The 26,475-nt window shown below is 58.8% G+C and carries 25 protein-coding genes and 1 other annotated feature; of the genes, 17 read left to right on the plus strand and 8 right to left on the minus strand.

The window, feature by feature from the left end:
* Nucleotides 1–70 precede the first annotated feature (70 nt).
* Nucleotides 71–790, plus strand: a complete 720-nt coding sequence (gene deoD, locus ACLH1U_RS13380) for a purine-nucleoside phosphorylase (RefSeq protein WP_002887789.1) — start codon at nucleotides 71–73, stop codon at nucleotides 788–790.
* A gap of 83 nt (nucleotides 791–873) precedes the next feature.
* Here the strand turns inward: deoD and lplA are convergent, their stop codons facing one another.
* Both lplA and ACLH1U_RS13390 read right to left on the minus strand, forming a co-directional pair.
* Nucleotides 874–1,890 carry a lipoate--protein ligase LplA gene (lplA, locus tag ACLH1U_RS13385; RefSeq protein ID WP_132134774.1) on the minus strand — a complete coding sequence of 339 codons (1,017 nt, stop codon included), beginning with the start codon at nucleotides 1,888–1,890 and terminating at the stop codon, nucleotides 874–876.
* Nucleotides 1,890–2,537 carry a YtjB family periplasmic protein gene (locus ACLH1U_RS13390; RefSeq protein ID WP_023291897.1) on the minus strand — a complete coding sequence of 216 codons (648 nt, stop codon included), beginning with the start codon at nucleotides 2,535–2,537 and terminating at the stop codon, nucleotides 1,890–1,892. The genes lplA and ACLH1U_RS13390 overlap by 1 nt, the downstream gene beginning before the upstream one ends.
* A gap of 104 nt (nucleotides 2,538–2,641) precedes the next feature.
* On the opposite strand from ACLH1U_RS13390, the gene serB reads away from it, so the two are divergent.
* Genes serB through nadR form a run of 3 tightly spaced genes read left to right on the plus strand, consistent with a single transcriptional unit; the run spans nucleotide 2,642 to nucleotide 6,259 of the window.
* A complete protein-coding gene (gene serB / locus ACLH1U_RS13395) occupies nucleotides 2,642–3,613 on the plus strand; it encodes a phosphoserine phosphatase (RefSeq protein WP_023291898.1) in 972 nt (323 codons plus the stop codon).
* 9 nt (nucleotides 3,614–3,622) lie between these two features.
* Nucleotides 3,623–5,005, plus strand: coding sequence for a DNA repair protein RadA (radA, locus tag ACLH1U_RS13400; RefSeq protein ID WP_023291899.1), 1,383 nt, complete (start codon nucleotides 3,623–3,625; stop codon nucleotides 5,003–5,005).
* Between the two features lie 21 nt (nucleotides 5,006–5,026).
* A complete protein-coding gene (gene nadR / locus ACLH1U_RS13405; protein WP_004886547.1) occupies nucleotides 5,027–6,259 on the plus strand; it encodes a multifunctional transcriptional regulator/nicotinamide-nucleotide adenylyltransferase/ribosylnicotinamide kinase NadR in 1,233 nt (410 codons plus the stop codon).
* Between the two features lie 93 nt (nucleotides 6,260–6,352).
* Here nadR and ettA read toward each other — a convergent pair whose 3' ends face one another.
* Complete coding sequence (gene ettA, locus ACLH1U_RS13410) at nucleotides 6,353–8,020, minus strand: energy-dependent translational throttle protein EttA (protein WP_023291900.1); 1,668 nt, start codon at nucleotides 8,018–8,020, stop codon at nucleotides 6,353–6,355.
* Between the two features lie 228 nt (nucleotides 8,021–8,248).
* Between ettA and sltY the strand changes: the two genes are divergently transcribed.
* Nucleotides 8,249–10,186, plus strand: a complete 1,938-nt coding sequence (gene sltY / locus ACLH1U_RS13415) for a murein transglycosylase (RefSeq protein ID WP_411299295.1) — start codon at nucleotides 8,249–8,251, stop codon at nucleotides 10,184–10,186.
* A gap of 88 nt (nucleotides 10,187–10,274) precedes the next feature.
* Complete coding sequence (trpR, locus tag ACLH1U_RS13420; protein ID WP_004204213.1) at nucleotides 10,275–10,604, plus strand: trp operon repressor; 330 nt, start codon at nucleotides 10,275–10,277, stop codon at nucleotides 10,602–10,604.
* On the opposite strand, the gene yjjX is transcribed toward trpR, so the two are convergent.
* Complete coding sequence (gene yjjX / locus ACLH1U_RS13425; RefSeq protein WP_032452387.1) at nucleotides 10,591–11,106, minus strand: inosine/xanthosine triphosphatase; 516 nt, start codon at nucleotides 11,104–11,106, stop codon at nucleotides 10,591–10,593. The genes trpR and yjjX overlap by 14 nt on opposite strands.
* A gap of 113 nt (nucleotides 11,107–11,219) precedes the next feature.
* Here yjjX and gpmB point away from each other — a divergent pair, with 113 nt between their 5' ends.
* A complete protein-coding gene (gene gpmB / locus ACLH1U_RS13430; RefSeq protein ID WP_004204216.1) occupies nucleotides 11,220–11,867 on the plus strand; it encodes a 2,3-diphosphoglycerate-dependent phosphoglycerate mutase GpmB in 648 nt (215 codons plus the stop codon).
* On the opposite strand, the gene robA is transcribed toward gpmB, so the two are convergent.
* Nucleotides 11,864–12,733, minus strand: coding sequence for an MDR efflux pump AcrAB transcriptional activator RobA (gene robA, locus ACLH1U_RS13435; RefSeq protein ID WP_004204217.1), 870 nt, complete (start codon nucleotides 12,731–12,733; stop codon nucleotides 11,864–11,866). The two genes, gpmB and robA, sit on opposite strands and share 4 nt — an antisense overlap.
* Nucleotides 12,734–12,942: 209 nt before the next feature.
* On the opposite strand from robA, the gene creA reads away from it, so the two are divergent.
* The 4 genes from creA to creD are packed head-to-tail and all read left to right on the plus strand — an operon-like array spanning nucleotide 12,943 to nucleotide 16,960.
* Entirely contained in the window at nucleotides 12,943–13,416 is a 474-nt protein-coding gene (gene creA / locus ACLH1U_RS13440; protein ID WP_009309170.1) for a protein CreA, read from the plus strand.
* Nucleotides 13,417–13,428: 12 nt separating this feature from the next.
* A complete protein-coding gene (gene creB / locus ACLH1U_RS13445) occupies nucleotides 13,429–14,118 on the plus strand; it encodes a two-component system response regulator CreB (protein WP_105491193.1) in 690 nt (229 codons plus the stop codon).
* Nucleotides 14,118–15,542 carry a two-component system sensor histidine kinase CreC gene (gene creC, locus ACLH1U_RS13450; RefSeq protein WP_032452388.1) on the plus strand — a complete coding sequence of 475 codons (1,425 nt, stop codon included), beginning with the start codon at nucleotides 14,118–14,120 and terminating at the stop codon, nucleotides 15,540–15,542. Before creB ends, creC begins: the two co-directional genes overlap by 1 nt.
* Nucleotides 15,543–15,601: 59 nt before the next feature.
* Nucleotides 15,602–16,960 (plus strand): cell envelope integrity protein CreD, encoded by a 1,359-nt coding sequence (gene creD, locus ACLH1U_RS13455; protein WP_411299296.1) that lies wholly within the window; start codon nucleotides 15,602–15,604, stop codon nucleotides 16,958–16,960.
* Nucleotides 16,961–17,023: 63 nt separating this feature from the next.
* Here creD and arcA read toward each other — a convergent pair whose 3' ends face one another.
* Complete coding sequence (arcA, locus tag ACLH1U_RS13460; protein WP_002887843.1) at nucleotides 17,024–17,740, minus strand: two-component system response regulator ArcA; 717 nt, start codon at nucleotides 17,738–17,740, stop codon at nucleotides 17,024–17,026.
* Between the two features lie 95 nt (nucleotides 17,741–17,835).
* On the opposite strand from arcA, the gene yjjY reads away from it, so the two are divergent.
* The 6 genes from yjjY (at nucleotide 17,836) to thrC (ending at nucleotide 24,098) form a co-directional block, all read left to right on the plus strand.
* Complete coding sequence (gene yjjY / locus ACLH1U_RS13465; RefSeq protein ID WP_004146984.1) at nucleotides 17,836–17,976, plus strand: protein YjjY; 141 nt, start codon at nucleotides 17,836–17,838, stop codon at nucleotides 17,974–17,976.
* Nucleotides 17,977–18,372: 396 nt separating this feature from the next.
* The gene (locus tag ACLH1U_RS13470; protein WP_023291907.1) at nucleotides 18,373–19,059 is read left to right on the plus strand and encodes a tRNA/rRNA methyltransferase; all 687 of its coding nucleotides are present in this window, start codon (nucleotides 18,373–18,375) and stop codon (nucleotides 19,057–19,059) included.
* 211 nt (nucleotides 19,060–19,270) lie between these two features.
* Nucleotides 19,271–19,339 (plus strand): thr operon leader peptide, encoded by a 69-nt coding sequence (gene thrL, locus ACLH1U_RS13475; protein WP_004222578.1) that lies wholly within the window; start codon nucleotides 19,271–19,273, stop codon nucleotides 19,337–19,339.
* Nucleotides 19,278–19,395, plus strand: a sequence feature (Thr leader region). Its footprint overlaps the gene before it by 62 nt.
* A gap of 25 nt (nucleotides 19,396–19,420) precedes the next feature.
* A complete protein-coding gene (gene thrA, locus ACLH1U_RS13480; protein WP_044525310.1) occupies nucleotides 19,421–21,883 on the plus strand; it encodes a bifunctional aspartate kinase/homoserine dehydrogenase I in 2,463 nt (820 codons plus the stop codon).
* A gap of 1 nt (nucleotide 21,884) precedes the next feature.
* Entirely contained in the window at nucleotides 21,885–22,814 is a 930-nt protein-coding gene (gene thrB, locus ACLH1U_RS13485; protein ID WP_002887853.1) for a homoserine kinase, read from the plus strand.
* A gap of 3 nt (nucleotides 22,815–22,817) precedes the next feature.
* Nucleotides 22,818–24,098 (plus strand): threonine synthase, encoded by a 1,281-nt coding sequence (gene thrC, locus ACLH1U_RS13490; protein ID WP_002887863.1) that lies wholly within the window; start codon nucleotides 22,818–22,820, stop codon nucleotides 24,096–24,098.
* A gap of 49 nt (nucleotides 24,099–24,147) precedes the next feature.
* On the opposite strand, the gene yaaA is transcribed toward thrC, so the two are convergent.
* A complete protein-coding gene (gene yaaA, locus ACLH1U_RS13495; protein WP_032452393.1) occupies nucleotides 24,148–24,921 on the minus strand; it encodes a peroxide stress protein YaaA in 774 nt (257 codons plus the stop codon).
* A gap of 77 nt (nucleotides 24,922–24,998) precedes the next feature.
* A complete protein-coding gene (locus ACLH1U_RS13500) occupies nucleotides 24,999–26,429 on the minus strand; it encodes an alanine/glycine:cation symporter family protein (protein ID WP_049014564.1) in 1,431 nt (476 codons plus the stop codon).
* Between the last annotated feature and the right edge of the window lie 46 nt (nucleotides 26,430–26,475).

The raw sequence follows: 26,475 nt of genomic DNA on the forward strand, positions 1-26,475 counted from the left end.
GGCCTACGGTTTTGTCGGCCGGGTCAGGCGTAGCCGCCCGGCAAAAACAACAATGTAAAAGGAACTGAAGATGGCAACTCCTCACATTAACGCAGAAATGGGCGATTTCGCTGACGTAGTCTTGATGCCGGGCGACCCGCTGCGCGCCAAGCACATTGCAGAAACCTTTCTCGAAGACGTGCGTGAAGTGAACAACGTGCGCGGCATGCTGGGCTTCACCGGCACCTATAAAGGCCGCAAAATCTCCGTCATGGGCCACGGGATGGGTATTCCGTCCTGCTCTATCTACACCAAAGAGCTGATCACCGATTTCGGCGTCAAGAAAATCATCCGCGTCGGCTCCTGCGGCGCGGTGCGCGAAGACGTCAAACTGCGCGACGTGGTGATCGGTATGGGAGCCTGCACCGACTCCAAAGTGAACCGTCTGCGTTTTAAAGACCACGACTTCGCGGCGATTGCCGATTTCGGCATGGTGCGTAACGCGGTAGACGCGGCGAAAGCGCTGGGCGTTGACGCGCGCGTCGGCAACATCTTCTCTGCAGACCTGTTCTATACCCCGGACCCGTCCATGTTCGACGTGATGGAAAAATACGGCATCCTGGGCGTGGAAATGGAAGCGGCGGGTATCTACGGCGTGGCGGCGGAATTCGGGGCGAAAGCGCTGACCATCTGCACCGTGTCTGACCATATTCGTACCCACGAGCAGACCACTGCCGCGGAGCGTCAGACCACGTTCAACGACATGATTAAAATCGCGCTGGAATCCGTGCTGCTGGGCGATAAAGAGTAAAAGCTGTTGTGCCGGGCGGCGGCTTCGCCTGACCCGGCCTGCGGTTTTCCAGGCCCGCTAAGCGCTACGCCAGCGGGCTTTTTTTAGCGTACCGCGCCGGCAATCCACACCGACAGCGCTTTGAGTTCCGCTTCCTGCTCCGGGAATTCCTCCATTAGCGCCTCACACTGCTGCTGCAAAACCTCAGCCCGATACTGACAGCCGATTAAGCGTTCCGCCAGCGCCTCCAGCGGCGCCGGATTCAGGCTATCGGTAAAGGCCTGCGCGCGGGTGATATGGCCCTTCTCAACGTCAAAATGCAGCTCGACGCCGCCCCAGGGGAAGCGCTCGTCCAGCAGGTGGGAAAAGGCAGGCGCCTGGCCGAAGTTCCACTCCCAGCTGCTCTGGCGTGCGAAAGTGTCGGCAAAGTTCGGCAGGTCCGGCGTGTTGTCCGGGGAGATCACCTCGGCGTCTACCCGTTCGCCGTAATGGCTGAAGAACGCCTCCTGGATCGCCTCGCAAACTTGCTGATGGGTAATGCCCGGCAGCAGCTCAACCAGGTTCGCCACCCGCCCGCGCACCGAGGTAATGCCTTTAGCCTGCAGCTTTTTCTGGTCCGGGTTGAGGTAGTTGGCGAGACGGCTTAGATCGGCGTTGAGCAGCAGGGTGCCGTGGTGAAAACCGCGGTCCATGGTTTCACGATAGGCGGAGCCGGAGACTTTGCGGTCGCCGCTGTCGGTTTTGACCACCAGATCGTTGCGCCCGGAGGCGTCGGCGGTTACGCCAAGTGAATTGAGCGCCGCCAGCACAATAGCGGTGGAGACGGTTTTGTCGTACTCCGGTTTGCCTGCCATAAAGGTAAAGCAGGTATTGCCGAGGTCGTGGAACACCGCGCCGCCGCCGCTGCTGCGACGGGCCAGCCGCACATGATCTTCCTCCATGCGGCGGGTATTACACTCCTTCCACGGGTTCTGCGCGCGGCCGATGACCACGGTATCGGCATTGCGCCACAGGAACAGCACCCGCTGGGTGGCGGGCATCTGGCGGAAAATGCACTCCTCGACCGCCAGGTTGAACCACGGGTCGTAAGAGTCAGAAAGCAGGAGGCGCAGTGTGGACATTATAGATTTCCTTTCTTTTCATCGTCTTCATCCTCAACCGGCTTGTTGGCGGTGAGCAGGAAGGGCGATTGCTGCCAGCGGGTGCGTTTGCCCTGCAGCAGCGTGCGGGTCAGTACCACGCCGATGGCCAGGGACAGCAACAGCATCAGGCGTAAGATATTGGTGGTATTATCCACCTGCTTCGCCTCGGTCGCCAGCGTATGGGTATCGAGGGTCAGACGCAGGTAGCCCAACGGACCGTTTTTTCCCGGTACCGGCTCGACAATCTGCTGGTTGAAGTAGCCGCCGGCTTTCTTACCATCCAGCGCCAGCCGGTCGCGAACCTCGACGCTTTCGCCAGAGCGCGCCACCAGGTCGCCCTGGTCGTCATATACCCCGGCGTCCAGTACGCGGCTGTTGTGGGTGAGCTGCGTCAACAGCTGATTGATGCGCTTTTCGTCCGGCGTCTCGCTGCGCATCAGCGGCGCAAGATTCAGCACCACCTGCTGTGCCAGCGTGCGGGCCAGCTCTTCCAGCTGCGGATTGCGTTGTTTCTGACTGTTCTGACTGAACCACGAGGCGCCCTGCATCAGCGCGACGAGCAGGGCGAGACAGATAAGGACAATGACCGCACGATGCAGCCGGAATTTCAGTTTTGCGCGAACCATATTCCACCTTTGAAAATTTGCAGCTTAATGTTGCCAGAAGCGCTGGTTACAAGGTAGCCTCATGCGTTATTTTCCTCGCCTGAATGAAGAGATGTGGAGCCGTAATGCCTAACAGTTTGACCTGGTGCGACCTGCCTGAAGACGTTTCCCTGTGGCCTGGGTTGCCGCTTTCCCTGAGCGGTGACGAGGTCATGCCGCTGGATTATCACGCCGGGCGCAGCGGCTGGCTGCTGTACGGGCGTGGGCTGGATAAACGCCGTCTGACGGACTGGCAGCGTGAGCTGGGCGCCGCGTTAGTGATCGTCGCCTCCTGGGTGGTCGAAGATTACCAGGTGATCCGCCTGGCCGGTTCGCTGACCCCCCGTGCGACGCGACTGGCGCATGAGGCGGGGCTGGACGTCGCGCCATTGGGTAAAATCCCTCATCTGCGCACCCCGGGACTGCTGGTGATGGATATGGACTCCACGGCGATCCAGATCGAATGCATCGATGAGATCGCGAAACTGGCCGGCACCGGCGAGCTGGTGTCGGAAGTGACCGAGCGGGCGATGCGCGGGGAGCTGGACTTCACCGCCAGCCTGCGCCAGCGCGTGGCGACGCTGAAAGACGCTGATGCCAGCATTCTGCTGCAGGTTCGCGACGCGCTGCCGCTGATGCCGGGCCTGGCGCAGCTGGTGCTCAAGCTGGAAACGCTGGGCTGGAAGGTGGCGATCGCCTCCGGCGGCTTCACCTTCTTCGCCGAGTATCTGCGCGATAAGCTGCATCTCGACGCGGTGTTCGCCAACGAACTGGAGATCCGCGACGGCAAGCTCACCGGCAACGTGCTCGGCGATATCGTCGATGCCAAATACAAAGCCAATACGCTGCGCAAGCTGGCGGAAAAGTATGCGATCCCAACGGCGCAGACCGTGGCCATCGGCGATGGCGCCAACGACCTGCCGATGATTAAGGCTGCCGGGCTTGGCATCGCGTATCATGCTAAGCCTAAAGTGAATGAACAGGCGGAAGTGACTATCCGCCACGCTGACCTGATGGGGGTATTCTGTATTCTCTCGGGCAGCATGAACCAAAAGTAAGAGGTAAACGTGGCGAAAGCTCCAAAACGCGCATTTGTCTGTAATGAATGTGGTGCGGATTACCCGCGCTGGCAGGGGCAGTGCAGCGCCTGCCATGCCTGGAATACCATCACCGAGATGCGCATCGCCGCGTCGCCGCAGGTGGCGAGAAACGAGCGTTTGTCAGGCTACGCCGGTCACGCCGGCGTCTCGAAGGTGCAGAAGCTGTCAGACATCAGCCTGGAAGCGCTGCCGCGTTTCTCCACCGGTTTTAAAGAGTTCGACCGCGTACTCGGCGGCGGCGTGGTGCCGGGCAGCGCGATCCTGATTGGCGGTAACCCCGGCGCGGGGAAATCGACGCTGCTGCTGCAGACGTTGTGCAAGCTGGCGGAAGGGATGAAAACGCTGTACGTCACCGGGGAGGAGTCCCTTCAGCAGGTGGCGATGCGCGCCCATCGCCTTGGGCTGCCGACGGCGAACCTGAACATGCTGTCGGAAACCAGCATTGAGCAGATCTGTCAGATTGCCGAGGAAGAAAAACCGCAGCTGATGGTGATCGACTCTATCCAGGTGATGCATATGGCCGACGTTCAGTCGTCGCCGGGCAGCGTCGCCCAGGTACGTGAAACGGCGGCCTACCTGACGCGCTTTGCCAAAACACGCGGCGTGGCGATCGTCATGGTCGGCCACGTCACCAAAGACGGTTCGCTGGCCGGCCCGAAGGTGCTGGAGCACTGTATTGACTGCTCGGTGCTGCTGGACGGCGATGCCGACTCCCGCTTCCGCACTCTGCGCAGCCACAAAAACCGCTTTGGCGCGGTGAACGAGCTGGGCGTCTTCGCCATGACCGAGCAGGGGCTGCGCGAAGTGAGCAACCCATCCGCTATCTTCCTCAGCCGGGGAGATGAAATCACCTCCGGCAGCTCGGTGATGGTGGTCTGGGAAGGGACCCGCCCGCTGCTGGTGGAGATCCAGGCGCTGGTGGATCACTCGATGATGTCCAACCCGCGCCGCGTGGCGGTGGGGCTGGAACAGAACCGTCTGGCGATCCTGCTGGCGGTGCTGCATCGCCACGGCGGCCTGCAGATGGCCGATCAGGACGTTTTCGTCAACGTGGTCGGTGGGGTGAAGGTCACGGAAACCAGCGCCGATCTGGCGCTGCTGCTGGCGATGGTCTCCAGCTTGCGCGATCGCCCGCTGCCGCAGGACCTGGTGGTCTTTGGCGAAGTGGGGTTGGCTGGCGAAATTCGCCCGGTGCCGAGCGGACAGGAGCGTATCTCCGAAGCGGCGAAGCATGGCTTCCGCCGCGCCATCGTCCCGGCGGCCAATGTGCCGAAAAAAGTGCCGGAAGGCATGCAAATCTTTGGTGTGAAAAAGCTTTCAGACGCGCTAAGCGTTTTTGACGACTTATAATAAGTTAAAAGGAGATTAGCGATGTCGTCATTTGACTATTTAAAAAGCGCCATAAAGCAGAAAGGCTGTACCCTGCAGCAGGTGGCGGAAGCCAGCGGGATGACCAAGGGGTATCTCAGCCAACTGTTGAATGCCAAAATCAAAAGCCCGAGCGCGCAGAAGCTAGAAGCGCTGCATCGTTTCCTCGGGCTGGAGTTTCCCCGCCGACAGAAAAGCGTCGGCGTGGTGTTTGGTAAATTTTACCCGCTGCATACCGGGCACATCTATTTGATTCAACGCGCCTGTAGCCAGGTCGATGAGCTGCATATCATCATGGGCTATGACGACACTCGCGACCGCGAGCTGTTTGAAGAGAGCGCCATGTCGCAGCAGCCGACGGTGCCTGACCGCCTGCGCTGGCTGCTACAAACCTTTAAATATCAGAAGAATATTCGCATCCATGCCTTCAATGAAGAGGGGATGGAACCCTATCCGCACGGCTGGGATGTGTGGAGTCATGGTATCCGCGCTTTTATGAGCGAAAAAGGGATCGAGCCGAACCGGATCTATACCTCGGAAGAGGCCGATGCGCCGCAGTACCTTGAGCATCTGGGGATCGAGACGGTGCTTATCGATCCTAAGCGGACCTTTATGAATATTAGCGGCGGCCAGATCCGCGAGAACCCGTTCCGTTACTGGGAATATATTCCGACGGAAGTGAAACCGTTCTTTGTGCGGACGGTGGCGATCCTCGGCGGCGAGTCGAGCGGGAAATCAACGCTGGTTAATAAGCTCGCCAATATCTTCAATACCACCAGCGCCTGGGAATATGGCCGGGATTATGTCTTTTCGCATCTCGGCGGCGATGAGATGGCGCTCCAGTATTCGGATTACGATAAAATAGCCCTCGGGCATGCCCAGTATATTGATTTCGCAGTGAAATATGCCAACAAGGTGGCGTTTATCGATACCGACTTCGTCAGCACTCAGGCGTTCTGCCTGAAGTACGAGGGGCGAGAGCACCCGTTCGTGCAGGCGCTGATTGATGAATACCGCTTCGATTTGGTGATCCTGCTGGAGAACAATACCCCGTGGGTGGCCGATGGGTTACGCAGCCTTGGGAGTTCGGTGGATCGTAAAGAGTTTCAGTCGCTGCTGGTGTCGCTGCTGAAAGAGAATGAGATCGAGTTCGTCCATGTTAAGGAGTCGGACTACGATACGCGCTTCCTGCGCTGCGTCGAGCTGGTGAAGCAGCTGATGGGGGAGCAGGGGTAGATCCTCTGCGAGCTGATGCCCTCACCCCGGCCCTCTCCCGGAGGGAGAGGGAGCAAACATTAAAAAAGGCAACTTGCGTTGCCTTTTTGCATTTTATTTTGAGATCCGTTTGTACTTGATTCGCTTCGGCTCCAGCGCGTCGGCGCCGAGGGTGCGTTTCTTGTACTCTTCGTACTCGGTAAAGTTACCTTCAAAGAACTCCACCTTACCTTCATCCTGGTAATCCAGAATGTGGGTGGCGATACGGTCAAGGAACCAACGGTCGTGCGAGATAACCATCGCGCAGCCCGGGAACTCCAGCAGGGCGTTTTCCAGCGCGCGCAGGGTTTCGATATCCAGGTCGTTGGTCGGTTCATCGAGCAGCAGTACGTTACCGCCAACCTGCAGCAGCTTCGCCAGGTGCAGACGACCGCGTTCACCGCCGGACAACTCGCCAACGCGTTTGCCCTGGTCTACGCCTTTGAAGTTAAAGCGGCCCACGTAGGCGCGGCTCGGCATCTCGGTGTTGCCGATCTTCATGATATCCAGGCCGCCGGAGACCTCTTCCCACACGGTCTTGCTGTTGTCCATCGCGTCGCGGAACTGATCGACGGAGGCCAGCTTAACGGTTTCGCCCAGGGTGATGGTGCCGGAATCTGGCTGTTCCTGGCCGGACATCATGCGGAACAGCGTAGATTTACCCGCGCCGTTCGGGCCGATGATGCCGACGATAGCGCCCTTCGGTACCGAGAAGCTCAGATCGTCGATCAGCACGCGGTCACCGTAGGATTTACGCAAGTTGCTGACTTCCAGAACTTTATCGCCCAGACGCGCGCCTGGCGGAATGAACAGTTCGTTGGTCTCGTTACGTTTCTGGTATTCAACGTTGTTGAGCTCTTCAAAGCGCGCCAGACGGGCTTTGCCCTTGGACTGACGGCCTTTCGCGCCCTGGCGAACCCACTCGAGCTCTTTCTCGATGGATTTGCGACGCGCGGCTTCCTGAGAGGCTTCCTGCGCCAGACGCTGATCTTTCTGCTCCAGCCAGGAGGAGTAGTTGCCTTCCCACGGAATACCTTCGCCGCGGTCAAGTTCGAGGATCCAACCGGCGACGTTATCGAGGAAGTAACGGTCGTGGGTAATTGCCACCACGGTGCCTTCGAAGTCGTGCAGGAAGCGTTCCAGCCAGGCGACGGACTCGGCGTCCAGGTGGTTGGTCGGTTCGTCGAGCAGCAGCATGTCTGGTTTTTCAAGCAGCAGGCGGCACAGCGCGACGCGGCGGCGTTCACCACCGGAAAGATTGGCGATTTTCGCATCCCAGTCCGGCAGGCGCAGGGCGTCGGCCGCGCGCTCCAGCTGCACGTTCAGATTGTGGCCGTCGTGCGCCTGGATAATTTCTTCGAACTTGCCTTGCTGTGCGGCAAGCTTATCGAAGTCTGCATCCGGCTCGGCGTACTTGGCATAGACTTCGTCCAAACCCTTCAGCGCGTTAACCACTTCGGCGACCGCTTCTTCAACGGACTCGCGCACGGTGTGCTCCGGGTTGAGCTGCGGCTCCTGCGGCAGGTAGCCGATTTTAATGCCAGGCTGCGGACGCGCTTCACCTTCGATCTCGGTGTCGATACCGGCCATGATGCGCAGCAGGGTAGATTTACCGGCGCCGTTCAGACCGAGCACACCGATTTTTGCGCCAGGGAAAAAGCTGAGGGAGATATTTTTCAAAATATGACGTTTCGGCGGAACCACTTTGCCGACACGATGCATGGTATAAACGAATTGAGCCACGTTGGACTTCGCCTCTTTCTATTTTGATAGATAGTTCAAAGCCGAAGTGTAGCCTTTTTCGCGCGCTAATCCCAGCGAGGCGACAGGATTCACAGAAGCGTAAAAAAATGTTCAGGACATGGCGCGTTTAGCGTTGTCTGATTAGCATAAGTAAAGCCGCCTGCCGAACCGGCAGGGGCTTTTAAGCGGCACGATGCTGCGAAAATGCACCTGAAAGAGGAAGAGCTTGTGGAAAAAGCCAAAAAAATGGCGTGGCATCTTTTGGCTGCCAGCGTTGGTCTGTTGGCGTTGAGTCAGCTGGCGCATGCGGATTCACTGGATGAACAGCGCAGCCGCTACGCACAAATTAAGCAGGCGTGGGATAACCGGCAGATGGATGTGGTTGACCAGCTGATGCCCACGTTAAGCACCTATCCCCTGTATCCCTATTTGCAGTACCGGCAGATTACCGACGATCTGATGAACCAGCCGGCGCTGGTGGTGAAAAACTTTATTGACGCCAACCCGACGCTGCCCCCCGCGCGTTCATTACGTTCGCGCTTCGTGAATGAACTGGCCCGGCGCAGCGACTGGCGCGGCTTGCTGGCGTTTAGTCCCGATAAGCCGACCAGCACCGAGGCGCAGTGCAACTACTACTACGCCAAACTGAGCGTGGGGCAGTCGCAGGAGGCCTGGAGCGGAGCGAAAGACCTCTGGCTGACGGGCAAGAACCAGCCCGGCGCCTGTGAACCGCTGTTCAGCGCCTGGCGCGACTCCGGCCAGCAGGATCCGCTGGCTTATCTCGAACGGATCCGCCTGGCGATGAAGGCCGGCAATATCGGGCTGGTGAAATCGCTGGCCCAGCAGATGCCCGCCAATTACCAGAGCATCGCCAGCGCCGTGGTCGCTCTGGCTAACGATCCTAACAGCGTCCTGACCTTTGCCCGCACCACCGGGGCGACGGACTTTACCCGCCAGATGGCCGCCGTCGCCTTCGCCAGCGTCGCCCGTCAGGATGTGGAAAATGCCCGTTTGATGATCCCTTCGCTGGTGCAGGCCCAGCAGCTCAATGAGGATCAGACCCAGGAGCTACGCGATATTGTCGCCTGGCGCCTGATGGGGAACGATGTGACCGAAGAGCAGGCCATCTGGCGCGACGATGCGATTATGCGATCGCAGTCCACGCCGCTGGTGGAGCGGCGGGTGCGGATGGCGCTGGGGACGGGCGATCGCCATGGCCTGAATACCTGGCTGGCGCGCCTGCCGATGGAGGCGAAAGAGAAAGACGAATGGCGCTACTGGCAGGCGGATCTGTTGCTGGAGCGCGGCAGGGACGAGGAGGCGCAGGCGATCCTCCGGTCGTTGATGCAGCAGCGCGGTTTCTACCCGATGGTCGCCGCACAGCGTCTCGGCGAGGAGTATACCTTCCGCGTCGATAAAGCGACTGGCACGCTCGATCCGGCGCTGGCTTCCGGTCCGGAGATGGCCCGGGTACGCGAGCTGATGTACTGGAATATGGATAACACCGCGCGCACCGAATGGGCGAATCTGGTCACCAGCCGCACGAAATCTCAGCAGGCGCAGCTGGCGCGCTATGCCTTCGATCAGCACTGGTGGGATCTGAGCGTGCAGGCGACGATCGCCGGCAAGCTGTGGGATCAGCTGGAGGAGCGCTTCCCGCTGGCCTATAACGATCTGTTTGCCCGCTATATCAGCGGTAAAGATATTCCGCAGAGCTACGCGATGGCCATTGCCCGCCAGGAGAGCGCCTGGAACCCGAAAGTGCGCTCGCCGGTCGGCGCCAGCGGGCTGATGCAGATTATGCCGGGCACCGCGACGCATACCGTCAGCATGTTCCGCATTCCCGGCTACAGCGGCCCGTCGCAGCTATTGGATCCGGAAACCAACATCAACATCGGCACCAGCTATCTGCAGTACGTTTACCAGCAGTTCGGCAATAACCGCATCTACGCCTCGGCGGCCTATAACGCCGGGCCGGGTCGGGTACGCACCTGGCAGGGGAACAGCGCCGGACGGATCGACGCCGTGGCGTTTGTCGAGAGTATTCCGTTCTCGGAAACCCGCGGCTACGTGAAGAATGTCCTCTCCTATGACGCCTACAACCGCTACTTTATGGGACAGCAGGATAAGCTCTTCAGCGATGCGGAGTGGCGGCAGCGTTACTGATTGCCGGGAAGTATGTTATGCTTTGTACTCGTTGAAGAGTACATTCGACGGGCAGCGTAAGCTGCCCGTCTCAATATGGTGGCGCGATATGACCCAACAATCTCCCTATTCCGCGGCCGTTGCCGAACAACGTCATCAGGAGTGGCTGCGCTTTGTGGCGCTGCTACAGCAGGCCTATGCGCAGGATCTGCATCTGCCGCTGCTGCAGCTAATGCTAACCCCTGATGAGCGCGAAGCGCTGGGAACCCGGGTGCGCATTATCGAAGAGCTGCTGCGCGGCGAGATGAGCCAGCGCGAGCTGAAAAATGAGCTCGGCGCCGGCATTGCGACCATTACCCGCGGGTCGAACAGCCTGAAGTCGGCGCCGGTTGAGCTGCGCCAGTGGCTGGAGCAGACGCTGCTGGCTAGCGATAAATAGCGTTGTGGAACGGGCTTAACGCCAGCACGACCGCCTGATGGTAAACGCTGCTGCGGGTTAATTTGCCGCCGGTGAAAACCCCAATCGCCCCCTCTTTACGACCGATCTGATCGATGCCGGTATACTGCGACATGACCGGCCCGAGGGCTTCGCCAGCGCGAACCTGCTCAAGAATAACGTCAGGCAACGGCAGCGTGGCTGAGCGCGCTTCTCCGCGCTGGCTGGCGCTTTCGATGACCACCCAGCTAAAGGTACTGCCATCGTCAATTCCGGCTTCGATGGCGACCCAGAAATCGGCATGGGGCTGGGCGAGGCGCGCATTGGCGACGCGATTTCGTGCGCCAGCGCGCGTTTCCTCGCTGCCGAAGGGCTGTTCCGGCACGCCGCTCTCGACGGATACGGACTCAATGTGGCAGGATCCTTCGCCGAAAATCTCGTCAAAAGCCTGCAGAATTGCCTGAATTTTGGCGGGATTAGTGGTCGCTGAGACAACATGGTGCATAATCAAAACAACTCAGAATAAACTAACGTCATCGCAGTATACTCTAAATCACCCCCAGGGCAGGCGGTAATGCCCGAAAGCGGTCGATAACGAGTTCAGAACGGAAAAAAAGCATGTTACAGGTATACCTTGTTCGCCACGGTGAAACGCAGTGGAACGCCGAGCGACGTATTCAGGGTCAGTCCGACAGCCCGCTGACCGCACACGGTGAGCGCCAGGCCTGGCAGGTTGGCGAGCGCGCCAGAACGCTGGGGATCACCCATATCATTACCAGCGATCTGGGACGAACCCGCCGCACAGCAGAGATTATCGCCGAAGCCTGCGGCTGCAGCGTGATCGCCGATGCGCGCCTGCGCGAGCTGGATATGGGGGTGCTGGAGAAGCGCCATATCGACTCGCTCAGCGAAGAAGAAGAGGGCTGGCGCCGCCAGCTGGTCAACGGCACGCCGGATGGTCGTATTCCTCAGGGCGAATCGATGCAGGAGCTTAGCGAACGCATGCATGCGGCGCTGGCAGCCTGTCTGGAATTACCGGCCGGTAGTCGACCGCTGCTGGTGAGTCATGGTATCGCGCTGGGCTGCCTGGTGAGCACGATTTTAGGGCTGCCGGCGTACGCAGAGCGTCGGCTGCGTCTGCGCAACTGCTCTATCTCGCGCGTCGATTATCAGCAGAGCCCGTGGCTGGCTTCCGGCTGGGTGGTGGAAACGGCGGGCGACGTCTCGCATCTTGACGCCCCCGCGATGGACGAGCTGCAGCGTTAACGGCGGATCGGGATCAGATATTCGCAGCGCAACTGAATCGGCGTGGCCTGATCCCGGCTTTCATCTTCAGGATAGAAGCGTTCAATATCCAGCCCCTTGCGACGCGTCAGGTTCAGCATCGGCATGCAGGTGCCGTAGACCGTCAGGATGAATTCCTGCAGGCCGGTACCCAGCCCTTCATACGTAAACATGACATACTCGCCGCCCTCCAGCGTCACCGGATGGGCGTTCTGCAGGTGGCCGTTAGCCATCTCCGGCGTCAGCGCGGTGGTATAGAACACTTCCTGTTCATCGTCTTTCTCCAGGCTCGGACGCGGTTCATGCAGCCCATAGAGCACCGGGGGGATCGACGGCGAGTTGCCGAGGAAATCGCGCCAGAACTGGACCCGCATCTGGTTGCGGAAGTCGGAGATTTCCTCCAGCTTACAGGTATAGCTCTGGGTTACCCCCAGCAGTTGAGTCGTGGGCAGGGCGACAAATTCATGTTTCGGCAGGGTAAACTCGCCAAGACGCAGCGGCGGACGCATACCGAACGAGCTCCAGTCCGGCGAGCGGCGGTAGAGCGCCGGCGTCAGCGAGAACTGCTTCTTAAACGCCCGGGTGAAGGTCTGCTGGGAGTCGAAACGGTACTGCAGCGCAATATCAAGGATTGGACGGGCGGTAAGGCGTAATGCGACAGCTGATTTCGACAACCGGCGCGCGCGAATATAGGCACCGATGGCATGGCCGGTGACATCCTTAAACATTCGCTGCAAATGCCACTTGGAATAACCCGCCTTCGCCGCCACATTGTCCAGAGAAAGCGGCTGATCCAGGTGACCTTCCAGCCAGCTAAGGAGATCGCGAATAATCCCTGCTTGATCCATAAAATGTCCCCATCCTTAAACACAGGTGCCTGATATTAAAGTAGCGGATAATAGCATTTTTTGATGTTTTAGCATTCAGTGTTTTTTTTGCTTTTAAATGCGGTAGGTCCGTGGATCTGAACGAGATTTTTGTAAAGCTGTGATCTATAAACCTTTTCCGCAAAGTGCGTGATAATCACTCAGCTATATTTTTTAAGAATGGTAACAATATGAAATACAAGAAGTTTGCGATGGGCCTGCTGCTGCTGGCCGGCTGCCAGGTCGCTCAGGCGGAGCAGATTGGTTCCGTGGATACGGTCTTCAAATGGTTAGGGCCGGATCACAAAATTGTCGTCGAAGCCTTTGACGATCCGGATGTGCAGAACGTGACCTGCTATATCAGCCGGGCGAAGACCGGCGGGATCAAAGGCGGGCTGGGTCTGGCGGAAGATACCTCCGACGCGGCCATCTCCTGCCAGCAGGTCGGGCCGATTGAGCTGACGGACAAAATCAAAAATGGCAAAAGCCAGGGCGACGTGGTGTTCCAGAAGCGCACCTCGCTGGTGTTTAAAAAGCTACAGGTCGTTCGCTTCTATGATGCGAAACGCAATGCGCTGGTCTACCTGACCTATTCGGATAAAGTGGTTGATGGTTCGCCGAAGAACGCCATCAGCGCCGTGCCGATTATGCCCTGGAATAAATAAACGGGAGCGCGCATGCAGCAGCCACGGATTTGGTTAGTTGAGGATGAACAGAGTATCGCCGATACCCTGGTTTATATGCTCCAGCAGGAGGGCTTCCAGGTCACCGTCTTTGACCGCGGGTTGCCCGCGCTGGAGGCGGCGGCGCATCAGGCGCCCGATGTGGCCATTCTCGACGTCGGCTTGCCGGATATCAGCGGCTTCGAGCTCTGTCGGCGCCTGCTGACGCGCTTTCCGGCGCTGCCGGTGCTGTTTCTGACGGCGCGGAGCGACGAGGTCGATAAGCTGCTGGGGCTGGAAATCGGCGCTGACGATTACATCGCCAAGCCGTTTTCGCCGCGCGAAGTCTGCGCGCGGGTGCGCAGCGTGCTGCGGCGGCTGCAAAAATTCGCCGTGCCTTCGTCGGTAGTTCGCGTCGGCGAGTTTGTGCTTGACGAGCAGGCGGCGTCGATAAGCTGGTTCGGCCAGCCGCTGAACCTGACGCGCTATGAATTTCTGCTGTTGAAAACGCTGCTTCACGCGCCCGGTCGCGTCTTCTCCCGCCAGCAGCTGATGGAGCTGGTGTGGAGCGATGCTTGGGAAAGCCTCGACCGCACCGTCGACACCCACATCAAAACCCTGCGCGCTAAACTGCGGGTCGTTAATCCTGAGGTGGCGCCAATCAATACCCATCGCGGGATGGGCTACAGCCTGGGGCGCGGCTGATGCGCATCGGCATGCGCCTGCTGCTGGGCTATTTTCTTATCGTCGCGATCGCCGCGTGGTTTGTACTGTCGATCTTTGTCCAGGAAGTCAAGCCGGGCGTGCGCCGGGCGACGGAGGGGACCCTCAACGATACCGCCACCCTGCTGGCGGCGCTGGCGCGTGAGGACCTGCTGGCGGCAAACCCGCAGCAGGGCAGGCTGGCGCAGGCCTTTCACCAGCTCAACCAGCAGCGGCTCAACGCCAATATTGGCGGAATTAAAAAGGTGCGGAATGAGTACCGCGTCTATCTGACCGATGCCCGGGGCAAGGTGGTGTTTGACTCGAACGGAGAGGCGACAGGGCAGGACTATTCACGCTGGAACGACGTCTGGCTCACCCTGCGCGGCCAGTACGGCGCGCGCAGTACGCGCAGCGATCCGCATGATGAAGCCAGCTCGGTAATGTATATCGCCGCGCCGGTGATGGATAAGGGGCGGATTATCGGCGTGCTGAGCGTCGGTAAACCCAACCTGGCGATGACGCCGGTCATTCAGCGCAGCGAGCGGAGGATCCTTTGGGCCGGCGGCGCTCTGCTGGGCATTGCCCTGTTGATTGGCTGCGGCGTCGTCTGGTGGATTAATTTCTCTATCGGCAAGCTGGTGCGCTATGCGGACTCGGTGACCGCTGACCGCCCGCTGCCGCTGCCGGAGGTCGGCAGCAGCGAACTGCGTAAGCTGGCCCAGGCGCTGGAGAGCATGCGGGTGAAGCTCGAAGGCAAAAACGCCATCGAAAACTATGTCTATGACCTGACTCACGAGCTGAAAAGTCCGCTGGCAGCCATCCGCGGTGCGGCGGAGATCCTGCGCGAAGAGCCGCCGCCTGCGGTGGCTGCGCGGTTTACTGAGAATATCCTCGCGCAAAATACTCGCATGCAGCTGTTGGTGGAGCGGTTGCTCCAGCAGGCGCGACTGGAAAGCCGGCTGGAGATAAAGCCGCAGCCGGTGTCGATAGATGCGCTATACCAACGCCTGGCGGAAGAGCGCGACATCGCCCTGGCGGCGAAAGCCATCACCCTGCGCTGGCAGGAGAGTGGGATGCTGGTCAATGGCGATGGCGAACTGCTGTCCCAGGCGCTGGGCAATCTGCTCGACAACGCGATTGATTTTACCCCCCAGGGGGGCGAGATCGCCCTGGCAGTAGAGAAACGAAATGCAGAGGTGCGACTGAGCGTAACGGATAACGGATGCGGTATTCCGGAGTATGCCCTGACGCGGATCTTTGATCGGTTCTACTCGCTGCCGCGTGAAGACGGCCATAAGAGCAGCGGCCTTGGGCTGGCCTTCGTTCGTGAAGTCGCGCGCCTGCATCACGGCGATATCCGTCTACACAATCGGCCCGAAGGCGGCGTGGTCGCCACGCTGAGACTTCACCGTCCCTTCACATAGCTTCAAATTCCCCCCACACAACCGCCCTATTGTGAGGCCATCACGATAGGGAGAAAGCTATGTTGAAATCACCGTTATTCTGGAAAATCACCACGTTAATAGGCTGTATTGTGCTGTTATCTCTGCCTTTGATGATAGTCAGGGAGCTCATCAATGAGCGGGCTGATTATCGCAGCGAGGTTGTGGATGCGATTGAACAGAGCACCAGCGGCCCGCAAAAACTCGCCGGGCCGCTGATCGCTATTCCGGTAACCGAGACGCTGCCCCGCAGGGAGAACCAAAAAGAGGTCGAATATCAGCGGAGCTGGGAGTACTACTGGCTGCCGGAATCGCTGGCGGTCAGCGGCAAACAGACCGTGGAGTCGAGGAGGGTGGGCATCTACAGCGGGCAGGTCTGGCATAACGCCCTGCAGATCAAGGCCACCTTCGATCCGCTGCGTCTGGCGTCATTGCGAAAAACGAATATCTCCCTGGGCCAGCCGCGGCTGGTGGTGAGCGTCGGCGATGCCCGCGGCATTGGCGCCATTCATGCTCCGGAGGTTAACGGCAGCGTATTAAGCGTGGAGCCTGGGCTGGGGATCAGCGGCGATGGGGCGGGCATCCATATGCCGTTGCCTGCGCTGGCGGAGGACAACAAGCCGCTTGAGATCGCTTTTTCGCTCGATCTGAACGGGACGGGCGCATTTTCACTGGCGCCGCTCGGGCGCAACAGCGAGCTGCAGCTGACCAGTAACTGGCCGCATCCCGGCTTTCTCGGCAGCTTCCTGCCAACGAAACGCGAAGTGAATGCTGCCGGCTATCGCGCCCACTGGCAAAGCAGCTGGTTCGCCAATGATATGGGCAGCTATTTCAAGGATGATATGGAGATCCCGTGGTCGCGCCTGCCTGCGTTCAGTGCCGATGTCATGTCGCTTGCCGACCAGTATCAGCTAACCGACCGGGCGACAAAATATGCCATCCTGTTAATTGGGTTGACGTTTATGGCCTTTTTCGCTTTCGAAAGCCTGACCCATCGCCCCCTGCATCCGATGCAATATTTGCTGGTGGGCCTATCGCTGGTGCTGTTTTACCTGGTGCTGCTGGCGCTTTCGGAGCACATTGGCTTTACCGCCGCCTGGCTGGCCGCCAGCCTGTCCGGCGCGGTGATGAACGGGATCTACCTCCAGGCGGTGCTCAGGGGATGGCGTAACAGCCTGCTGTTTGTCGCGGCGCTGCTGCTGCTGGACGGGGTGATGTGGTTTCTGCTGCATTCCGAGGACAGCGCGCTGCTGTTGGGTACCGGGGTGCTGGTGCTGGCGCTAAGCAGCCTGATGTTTTTGACCCGGCGAGTGGACTGGTATGCGTTATCGTTACCGAAAGGCAGTGTGCCTCCGCCGCCGTCTGCCGATGACGACAAACTGCGCCTCTGGAAAGAGTGACGGCATAAAAAAACGGCGCCCTCGGGGCGCCGTTTTCACATCATGGCTGCGGAATAAATCGCATTATTCCTGCAGATCGCCACAGAAACGGTAACCTTCACCGTGAATGGTAGCGATGATTTCCGGGGTATCCGGAGTGGATTCGAAGTGTTTACGAATCCGACGAATGGTCACGTCAACGGTACGGTCATGCGGCTTCAGCTCGCGACCGGTCATTTTCTTCAGCAGCTCGGCACGAGACTGAATTTTGCCCGGGTTTTCGCAGAAGTGCAGCATCGCGCGGAATTCACTGCGCGGCAGCTTGTACTGTTCGCCGTTCGGGCTGACCAGGGAACGGCTGTTGATATCGAGTTCCCAGCCGTTGAACTTGTAGCTTTCCACGCTGCGACGCTCTTCGCTCACGGTACCGAGGTTCATGGTACGGGAGAGCAGGTTGCGCGCGCGGATAGTCAGTTCACGCGGGTTAAACGGTTTAGTGATATAGTCGTCAGCGCCGATTTCGAGGCCAAGGATCTTATCCACTTCGTTGTCGCGACCGGTTAAGAACATCAGCGCGACGTCAGCCTGCTCGCGCAGCTCGCGCGCCAGCAGAAGACCATTTTTACCCGGCAGGTTGATATCCATGATCACCAGGTTGATATCATTTTCAGACAGGATCTGATGCATTTCCGCGCCATCGGTCGCTTCGAATACATCGTAACCTTCTGCTTCGAAAATACTTTTTAACGTGTTGCGTGTTACCAACTCGTCTTCAACGATAAGAATGTGCGGGGTCTGCATGTTTGCTACCTAAATTGCCAACTAAATCGAAACAGGAAGTACCAAAGTCCCTGACCTGCCTGCTGCATGTCGCAAATTAACATGCGCGGCGTAACATGACTAAAGTACGTAATTGCGTTCTTGATGCACTTTCCATCAACGTCAACAACATCATTAGCTTGGTCGTGGGTACTTTCCCTCTGGACCCGACGGTGTCAAAAACGGCTGACATCCTAACCATTTTAACAGCAACATAACAGGCTAAGAGAGGCCGAACACCCAATAAAACTACGCTTCGTTGACATATATCAAGTTCAATTGTAGCACGTTAACAGTCTTGTGAAATCATTGCATCGCCATGCTCTTTATAGTCACAATCTTTACCCGGCTCAACTAGTTGCGTGGATAAATTAATAACTACAGTGAATCCAATGCCTGGAACGATGCGTCAGGTGAAATTTCATTGCCCATCATATGGATAAATGGGTTCTGTTAACATACTCCTTGTCATGGCCTCCTGAGAACAGTTTAGATTTTTTTATGGGTAAGAAAACGCAATTTTAGTGATTTTTGTTGCAAATTTGTAAATTTTCACCGCGTAAAATGGGGGGCTCCGCGCCTCGACAACGCCTGAGAGAGAGAAAAAAACCGCAATGCGTTTAACGATTATTTTAGTCGGTCCTGCCCGGGCCGAGAACGTCGGCGCCGCCGCCAGGGCGATGAAAACCATGGGATTTCGCGATCTGCGGATCGTGGACAGTGAAGCCCATCTGGCGCCGGCGGCACGCTGGGTGGCGCACGGCTCAGGCGACATCCTCGATGGCATCACCACCTATTCCACCCTTGCCGAGGCGCTGCACGACGTCGATTTTACCGTCGCCACCACCGCCCGCAGTCGCGCGCGGTTTCACTATTACGCCACGCCGCAGCAGCTGTTGCCGCTGCTGGAGGAGAAGGCGAACTGGATGACCCATACCGCGCTGGTATTTGGCCGTGAAGACGCCGGATTGACCAATGAGGAGCTGGCCCTGGCCGATGTGCTGACCGGCGTGCCGATGGCCGCGGATTATCCTTCGCTAAACCTCGGTCAGTCGGTGATGGTCTACTGCTATCAATTAGCATCGCTTATGCAACAACCGGCGCCCGCCGCCGCCGCGGCAGACCATCATCAGCTGCAGGCGTTGCGCCTGCGCGCCCTGGCCTTGCTTTCGCGTCTGGGCGTGGAGGATGATGCCAAACTGGCCGACTGGCTGTCGCAACGAATGGGGCTGCTGCAGCAGCGCGACACGGCAATGTTGCATCGTTTGCTGCATGATATTGAAAAAAACCTGCCAGAATAAAGCTCTGTCATATATTTTAATTATGGTTGTATGTGCTGTTTTCGCGGGGGGTGTTCCGCCGATCTGGATGTTTTTCCTTGTCGGGGTGGCGCAATACGTAAGCTCGCTGAAATGAGGTTAATTGAGAAATTCATTGACTTAAGAGGGCAGATACTTTAACCAATATAGGCAGGACACACAGACAGATAAAAATACAGAGTACACAACATCCATGAATCGCATCGGCATGATTACCACCATTATCACCACCACCATTACCACAGGTAACGGTGCGGGCTGACGCGTACAGGAAACACAGAAAAAAGCCCGCACCTGAACAGTGCGGGCTTTTTTTTTGACAAGAGATCAAGGGGTAAGAACCATGCGAGTGTTGAAGTTCGGCGGTACATCAGTGGCAAATGCGGAACGGTTTCTGCGGGTAGCCGATATTCTGGAGAGTAATGCCAGGCAGGGGCAGGTAGCGACCGTCCTGTCTGCCCCGGCGAAGATCACCAACCATCTGGTAGCGATGATTGAAAAGACCATTGGCGGCCAGGATGCCCTCCCCAATATTGCCGACGCTGAACGCATTTTTACCGAACTTCTTCAGGGCCTTGCCGACGCCCAGCCCGCTTTCCCGCTCGCCCAGCTGAAAGCCTTTGTTGAGCAGGAGTTTGCTCAGATTAAGCATGTCCTGCACGGTATCAGCCTGCTGGGTCAGTGCCCGGACAGCGTCAATGCCGCGCTGATCTGCCGAGGCGAAAAGCTCTCCATCGCCATCATGGCGGGTCTGCTGGAAGCCCGTGGTCATAAAGTCAGTGTGATTAACCCGGTGGAAAAACTGCTCGCGGTGGGCCACTATCTGGAATCCACGGTCGATATCGCCGAATCCACCCGCCGCATCGCCGCCAGCCAGATCCCGGCAGACCATATGATCCTGATGGCCGGGTTTACCGCCGGCAATGAGAAGGGCGAGCTGGTGGTGCTGGGGCGCAACGGCTCCGACTATTCGGCTGCGGTACTGGCCGCCTGCCTGCGCGCCGACTGCTGCGAAATCTGGACCGATGTCGACGGCGTGTACACTTGCGACCCGCGCCAGGTGCCGGATGCGCGTCTGCTGAAATCGATGTCTTATCAGGAGGCGATGGAGCTCTCCTACTTTGGCGCGAAAGTGCTGCACCCGCGCACCATCGCCCCTATCGCCCAGTTCCAAATCCCATGTCTGATTAAAAATACCGGCAACCCGCAGGCGCCGGGAACGCTCATCGGCGCCAGCCGCGACGAGGACGATCTGCCGGTCAAAGGCATCTCTAACCTCAACAACATGGCGATGTTCAATGTCTCCGGGCCGGGGATGAAAGGCATGGTCGGCATGGCGGCCCGCGTCTTCGCCACCATGTCCCGCGCCGGCATCTCGGTCGTGCTGATCACCCAATCCTCTTCCGAGTACAGCATCAGTTTCTGCGTGCCGCAGAGCGACTGCGCGCGTGCCAAACGGGCGATGGAAGATGAGTTTTATCTCGAGCTGAAAGAGGGGCTGCTGGAGCCGCTGGCCATTATGGAGCGTCTGGCTATTATCTCGGTGGTGGGCGACGGAATGCGCACCCTGCGCGGTATCTCGGCAAAGTTTTTTGCCGCGCTGGCCCGCGCCAATATCAATATCGTGGCGATTGCCCAGGGTTCATCCGAGCGCTCCATTTCGGTGGTGGTCAGCAATGACGACGCCACCACCGGCGTGCGCGTGACCCATCAGATGCTGTTCAACACCGACCAGGTGATCGAAGTGTTCGTCATCGGCGTCGGCGGCGTCGGCGGCGCGCTGCTGGAGCAAATCAAACGCCAGCAGAGTTGGCTGAAGAGCAAACATATCGATCTGCGCGTTTGCGGCGTGGCCAACTCTCAGGCGCTGCTGACCAGCGTGCATGGTCTGAATCTGGAAAACTGGAGTGAGGCGCTGGCGGAGGCGAAAGAACCCTTTAATCTCGGTCGCCTGATCCGCCTGGTAAAAGAGTACCACCTGCTGAATCCGGTGATCGTCGACTGTACCTCCAGCCAGGCGGTCGCCGATCAGTACGCCGACTTCCTGCGCGAAGGTTTCCATGTGGTCACGCCGAATAAAAAGGCCAATACCTCTTCGCTGGATTATTATCATCAGCTGCGCCATGCCGCGAGCAGCTCGCGCCGCAAGTTCCTCTATGACACTAACGTTGGCGCTGGCCTGCCGGTGATTGAGAACCTGCAGAACCTGCTCAACGCCGGCGATGAACTGCGCCATTTCTCCGGGATCCTCTCCGGCTCTCTGTCGTTTATCTTCGGCAAGCTGGATGAAGGCGTGAGTTTCTCGGCGGCGACGGCGATGGCCCGTGAGATGGGGTATACCGAGCCGGATCCGCGCGACGATTTATCCGGGGTGGATGTCGCGCGTAAGCTGCTGATTCTGGCCCGTGAGACCGGACGTGAACTGGAGCTGTCGGACATTATCGTCGAGTCGGCGCTGCCGGCGGACTTCGACGCCAGCGGTGATGTTGAGACCTTTATGGCCCGCCTGCCGTCGCTGGATGATGCGTTCGCCTCGCGGATCGCTAAGGCGCGCGATGAAGGTAAAGTCTTGCGCTATGTCGGTAACATCGAAGAGGATGGTACCTGCCGGGTGAAAATTGCCGCCGTTGACGGCAACGATCCGCTGTTCAAAGTCAAAAATGGCGAGAACGCGCTGGCCTTTTACAGCCACTATTATCAGCCATTGCCGCTGGTGCTGCGCGGCTATGGTGCCGGGAACGACGTCACGGCGGCCGGTGTATTCGCCGACCTGCTGCGCACCCTTTCCTGGAAGTTAGGAGTTTAAGATGGTCAAAGTATATGCCCCGGCTTCCAGTGCCAATATGAGCGTCGGGTTTGATGTGTTGGGCGCGGCGGTCACGCCGGTCGATGGCACGCTGCTGGGCGACAACGTCACTGTCGAAGCGGCGGAGCAATTCAGCCTGCAGAATCTGGGACGCTTCGCCAGCAAACTGCCGACGGCGCCGCAGGAGAACATTGTTTACCAGTGCTGGGAAAGCTTTTGCCGGGAGATCGGTAAAACGGTGCCGGTGGCGATGACCCTGGAAAAAAACATGCCGATTGGCTCCGGGCTGGGCTCCAGCGCCTGCTCGGTGGTCGCCGCGCTGGTGGCGATGAACGAGTTTTGCGGTAAGCCGCTGAACGAGACGCGCATGCTGGCGCTGATGGGGGAGATGGAAGGGCGTATCTCCGGCAGCATTCACTACGACAACGTGGCGCCGTGCTATCTTGGCGGCATGCAGTTGATGATCGAAGAGAACGGGATTATCAGCCAGCAGGTGCCCGGGTTTGATGAGTGGCTGTGGGTGCTGGCCTATCCGGGGATTAAAGTATCCACCGCCGAAGCGCGGGCGATTCTGCCGGCGCAGTACCGCCGTCAGGATTGTATCGCCCATGGTCGCCACCTCGCGGGCTTTATTCACGCCTGCTACACCCGCCAGCCGCAGCTGGCGGCAAAATTGATGAAAGATGTGATTGCCGAACCGTACCGAACCAAACTGCTGCCGGGCTTTAGCGAAGCGCGTCAGGCGGCCATGGAGATGGGCGCCCAGGCTTGCGGCATCTCCGGCTCTGGCCCAACGCTGTTCGCGTTGTGCGATAAGCCGGACACCGCACAGCGCGTCGCCGACTGGCTTGGCGCGCACTATCTACAGAATCAGGAAGGCTTTGTTCATATTTGCCGGCTGGACACGGCGGGCGCACGCGTAGTGGGATAACCAATGAAACTGTATAACTTAAAAGATCACAATGAGCAGGTCAGCTTTGCGCAGGCCGTTACCCAGGGACTTGGCAAGCATCAGGGCCTGTTCTTTCCGCACGATCTGCCGGAATTCAGCCTGACTGAAATCGACGACATGCTGGCGCAGGATTTTGTCACCCGCAGCGCCAAAATTTTATCCGCCTTTATCGGCGATGAGATCCCGCAGGATGTCCTGCAGCAGCGGGTCCGCGCGGCGTTTGCGTTTCCGGCGCCGGTGAGCAAGGTTCAGGAGGATGTCGGCTGTCTGGAGCTGTTCCATGGCCCCACGCTGGCGTTCAAGGATTTCGGCGGCCGCTTTATGGCGCAGATGCTGACCCATATCGCAGGCGATAAGCCGGTCACCATCCTCACGGCGACCTCTGGCGATACCGGGGCGGCGGTGGCGCATGCTTTCTACGGACTGCCGAACGTTAAGGTAGTGATCCTCTATCCGCGCGGCAAGATCAGCCCGCTGCAGGAGAAGCTGTTCTGTACTCTCGGCGGCAACATTGAAACCGTGGCGATTGACGGCGACTTCGACGCCTGCCAGGCGCTGGTGAAGCAGGCGTTTGACGATGAAGAACTGAAGGCGACGCTGGGGCTCAACTCGGCTAACTCCATTAACATCAGCCGCCTGCTGGCGCAGATCTGCTACTACTTCGAAGCGGCGGCGCAGCTGCCGCAGGAAGCCCGCAATCAGCTGGTGATTTCCGTGCCGAGCGGCAACTTCGGCGATCTGACCGCCGGTCTGCTGGCGAAGTCGCTGGGTCTGCCGATCAAACGCTTTATCGCCGCCACCAATGCCAACGACACCGTTCCGCGCTATCTGCAGGGCGGCGAGTGGGCGCCAAAAGCCACCCAGGCGACGCTGTCCAACGCCATGGACGTCAGCCAGCCGAACAACTGGCCGCGTGTCGAAGAGCTGTTCCGCCGTAAAATCTGGCGTCTCAGCGAGCTGGGCTATGCCGCGGTCGATGATGAGACCACCAAAGCGGCAATGCGCGAGCTGAAGGCCATCGGCTACATCTCTGAGCCGCACGCGGCGATTGCCTGGCGCGCGCTGCGCGATCAGCTGCAGCCGGGAGAGTACGGTCTGTTCCTCGGCACCGCCCATCCGGCGAAGTTCAAAGAGAGCGTGGAGGAGATCCTGCAGGAGACCCTGCCGCTGCCGAAAGAGCTGGCCGACCGCGCCGACCTGCCGCTGCTGTCTCACAACCTGCCGGCGGATTTCGCCGCGCTGCGTAAGCTGATGATGGGCTAAATCCTTACCGTCCCCCTGTTGCGTCGAACGCCGTAGGGGGACCGTTTACTTACTGCTCGTGGCGTTTAAACACCAGTTCGCCTTTCTCCGACGCCTCCGCATCAAAGAAATAGCCTTCGCTATTAAAGGATTTCAGCTGTTCCGGCTGGGTTAAGCGGTTTTCAATAATGTAGCGACTCATCAGGCCACGGGCCTTCTTGGCATAGAAGCTGATCACTTTGAATTTGCCGTTCTTCTCATCGAGGAATACCGGCTTGATCAGCTGGCCCTGCAATTTTTGCGTTTTCACCGATTTAAAATATTCATCGGAAGCCAGGTTGATGACGATATCGTCGCCCTGAGCCTGCAGCGCCTGATTCAGCTTCTCGGTAATGGTCTCGCCCCAGAACTGGTACAGATCTTTGCCGCGGGGGTTTTCCAGACGGATCCCCATCTCCAGGCGGTAGGGCTGCATCAGGTCCAGCGGACGCAGCACGCCATACAGGCCGGAGAGCATGCGCAGGTGTCGCTGGGCGAAGTCAAAGTCGTCCTCGGTGAGCGTCTCTGCCTGCAGGCCGGTGTAGACATCGCCCTTAAAGGCGAGGATCGCCTGGCGGGCATTTTGCGGCGTAAAGTCAGGGTGCCAGTCGTGGAAACGGGTGGCGTTCAGATCCGCCAGCTTGTCGCTGATGCTCATCAGCTTGCCGATTTGCGGCGCGGTCAGCTGACGGGCGATGCTGATAAGCTGTTGAGAATACTCGAGGAGTTCGGGCTGGGTATAGCGAGTCGTTGCCAGCGGGCTTTGATAATCGAGCGTTTTAGCAGGTGAAATCAGAATCAGCATATCCAGTCCTTGCAGGTAATTTCGACGAATTTTAACAAAAAAAGTGCATGGTGGGATCGATAGCTGCGATTGCCGCGCTATTCGCGCGGCAGTTCATTCCACGCGCCCGGGGCCAGCTGTTGGTGAATCTCAGGATAGCGCGACGCATCGAAAGTGGGCTGAATGCCCAGCTGGCGCTGACGCAGATAATCACTGGCGATAATCCGCACCGTCGGGGAGAGCAGCAGGATGGCCGTCAGGTTGGTCATCGCCATCAGCGCCATAATGATATCCGCGCTCTGCCAGACGACCGGCAGGCTAACCACGGTTCCCAGCAGCACCATCAGGACGGTAAGTATCCGCAGCGCCCAGATATAGCGCGGCTTATCCAGACGCAGAAAGACCAGATTATTTTCCGCGTACAGGTAGTTGGCGACGATAGAGCTAAAGGCGAACAGCAGCACGATGAAAGCGATAAAACCCGCCCCCCAGCCCCCGACCAGCATGCTCATCGCGTGCTGCAGGGCCTGGATGCCGTTGAGCGTATACTCATTGTCGGGGTGAGGCGCCAGCATGACGATAATCGCGCTGGCGGTACAGATGACGATGGTATCAATAAACACGCCAATCATCTGCACGATACCCTGCGCCGCCGGGTGCGGCGGCCAGGAGGCGGCGGCTGCGGCGGCGTTAGGCGAAGAGCCCATTCCTGCTTCATTGGAGAACATGCCGCGCTGAAAGCCGCTGGTCAGCGCCTGGCTGATGGTGTAGCCCACCGCGCCGGCGGCGGCTTCCTGCCAGCCGAAGGCGCAGCGAAAGATGGTGGCGAAAATCGTCGGCAGGGCGGTGATATGCCACAGGCCGATAATCAGGCTGGTGGCGATCCACAGCAGCGCCATGATGGGGACGATCCACTGCATCAGGCGCGCCACGCCGCGTAAACCACGGCGGATGGCCAGCAGAACGACAACGGCCAGCACGCCGCCGCTGACTGCCGCCGGCAGATCGAACGCATAGCGCAGGGCATGGGCCACGGAGTTGGCCTGTACGGTATTGAAGATAAAGCCATAGGCCAGCAGCAGGAGGATCGAAAACAGAACGCCCATCCAGCGCATGCCGAGCCCGCGCGCCATATACCAGGCTGGGCCGCCGCGAAACTGCCCGCGGCTATCGCGCTCTTTATACAGCTGGGCAAGGGAACATTCGGCGAAGCTGCTGGCCATGCCGAGCAGGGCGGAGACCCACATCCAGAATACGGCGCCGGGCCCGCCGGCGGCGATAGCCAGCGTGACGCCGGCAAGATTGCCGCTGCCGACTCGCGCAGCAAGGCTGGTACAGAGCGCCTGAAAGGAGGTTAAACCGCCCGGCTGCGGGTGCAGGCTTTTTTTCAGGCTGCGGCCAAATTTGCGCACGTAACGGAACTGAATACCCCGGGTTTGCCAGCTAAACCAGATACCGGCGCCCAGTAGCAGATAAATCATCACTGAGCCCCAGAGTATTTCATTGATAAATGAGAGAAAATCAGGCATTAAACATCCTCTTGTCCATGCCGGCACGCCAGTGTAAGCGTTACCA

The sequence above is a fragment of the Klebsiella sp. 1SOBk5mer genome, from assembly GCF_046603115.1.
Taxonomy (GTDB): domain Bacteria; phylum Pseudomonadota; class Gammaproteobacteria; order Enterobacterales; family Enterobacteriaceae; genus Klebsiella; species Klebsiella quasipneumoniae.

Bases quoted from the DNA above. Each gene is read 5' to 3' on its own strand.
- creC (WP_032452388.1), top strand. From the start codon at position 14,118: ATGCGCATCGGCATGCGCCTGCTGCTGGGCTATTTTCTTATCGTCGCG.
- ACLH1U_RS13470 (WP_023291907.1), top strand. From the start codon at position 18,373: ATGCGTTTAACGATTATTTTAGTCGGTCCTGCCCGGGCCGAGAACGTC.
- ACLH1U_RS13390 (WP_023291897.1), bottom strand. From the start codon at position 2,537: ATGGTTCGCGCAAAACTGAAATTCCGGCTGCATCGTGCGGTCATTGTC.
- arcA (WP_002887843.1), bottom strand. From the start codon at position 17,740: ATGCAGACCCCGCACATTCTTATCGTTGAAGACGAGTTGGTAACACGC.
- nadR (WP_004886547.1), top strand. From the start codon at position 5,027: ATGTCGTCATTTGACTATTTAAAAAGCGCCATAAAGCAGAAAGGCTGT.
- creA (WP_009309170.1), top strand. From the start codon at position 12,943: ATGAAATACAAGAAGTTTGCGATGGGCCTGCTGCTGCTGGCCGGCTGC.
- deoD (WP_002887789.1), top strand. From the start codon at position 71: ATGGCAACTCCTCACATTAACGCAGAAATGGGCGATTTCGCTGACGTA.
- robA (WP_004204217.1), bottom strand. From the start codon at position 12,733: ATGGATCAAGCAGGGATTATTCGCGATCTCCTTAGCTGGCTGGAAGGT.
- thrA (WP_044525310.1), top strand. From the start codon at position 19,421: ATGCGAGTGTTGAAGTTCGGCGGTACATCAGTGGCAAATGCGGAACGG.
- yaaA (WP_032452393.1), bottom strand. From the start codon at position 24,921: ATGCTGATTCTGATTTCACCTGCTAAAACGCTCGATTATCAAAGCCCG.
- creD (WP_411299296.1), top strand. From the start codon at position 15,602: ATGTTGAAATCACCGTTATTCTGGAAAATCACCACGTTAATAGGCTGT.
- ACLH1U_RS13500 (WP_049014564.1), bottom strand. From the start codon at position 26,429: ATGCCTGATTTTCTCTCATTTATCAATGAAATACTCTGGGGCTCAGTG.
- serB (WP_023291898.1), top strand. From the start codon at position 2,642: ATGCCTAACAGTTTGACCTGGTGCGACCTGCCTGAAGACGTTTCCCTG.
- thrB (WP_002887853.1), top strand. From the start codon at position 21,885: ATGGTCAAAGTATATGCCCCGGCTTCCAGTGCCAATATGAGCGTCGGG.
- lplA (WP_132134774.1), bottom strand. From the start codon at position 1,890: ATGTCCACACTGCGCCTCCTGCTTTCTGACTCTTACGACCCGTGGTTC.
- trpR (WP_004204213.1), top strand. From the start codon at position 10,275: ATGACCCAACAATCTCCCTATTCCGCGGCCGTTGCCGAACAACGTCAT.
- gpmB (WP_004204216.1), top strand. From the start codon at position 11,220: ATGTTACAGGTATACCTTGTTCGCCACGGTGAAACGCAGTGGAACGCC.
- thrC (WP_002887863.1), top strand. From the start codon at position 22,818: ATGAAACTGTATAACTTAAAAGATCACAATGAGCAGGTCAGCTTTGCG.
- yjjY (WP_004146984.1), top strand. From the start codon at position 17,836: ATGACTAAAGTACGTAATTGCGTTCTTGATGCACTTTCCATCAACGTC.
- yjjX (WP_032452387.1), bottom strand. From the start codon at position 11,106: ATGCACCATGTTGTCTCAGCGACCACTAATCCCGCCAAAATTCAGGCA.
- creB (WP_105491193.1), top strand. From the start codon at position 13,429: ATGCAGCAGCCACGGATTTGGTTAGTTGAGGATGAACAGAGTATCGCC.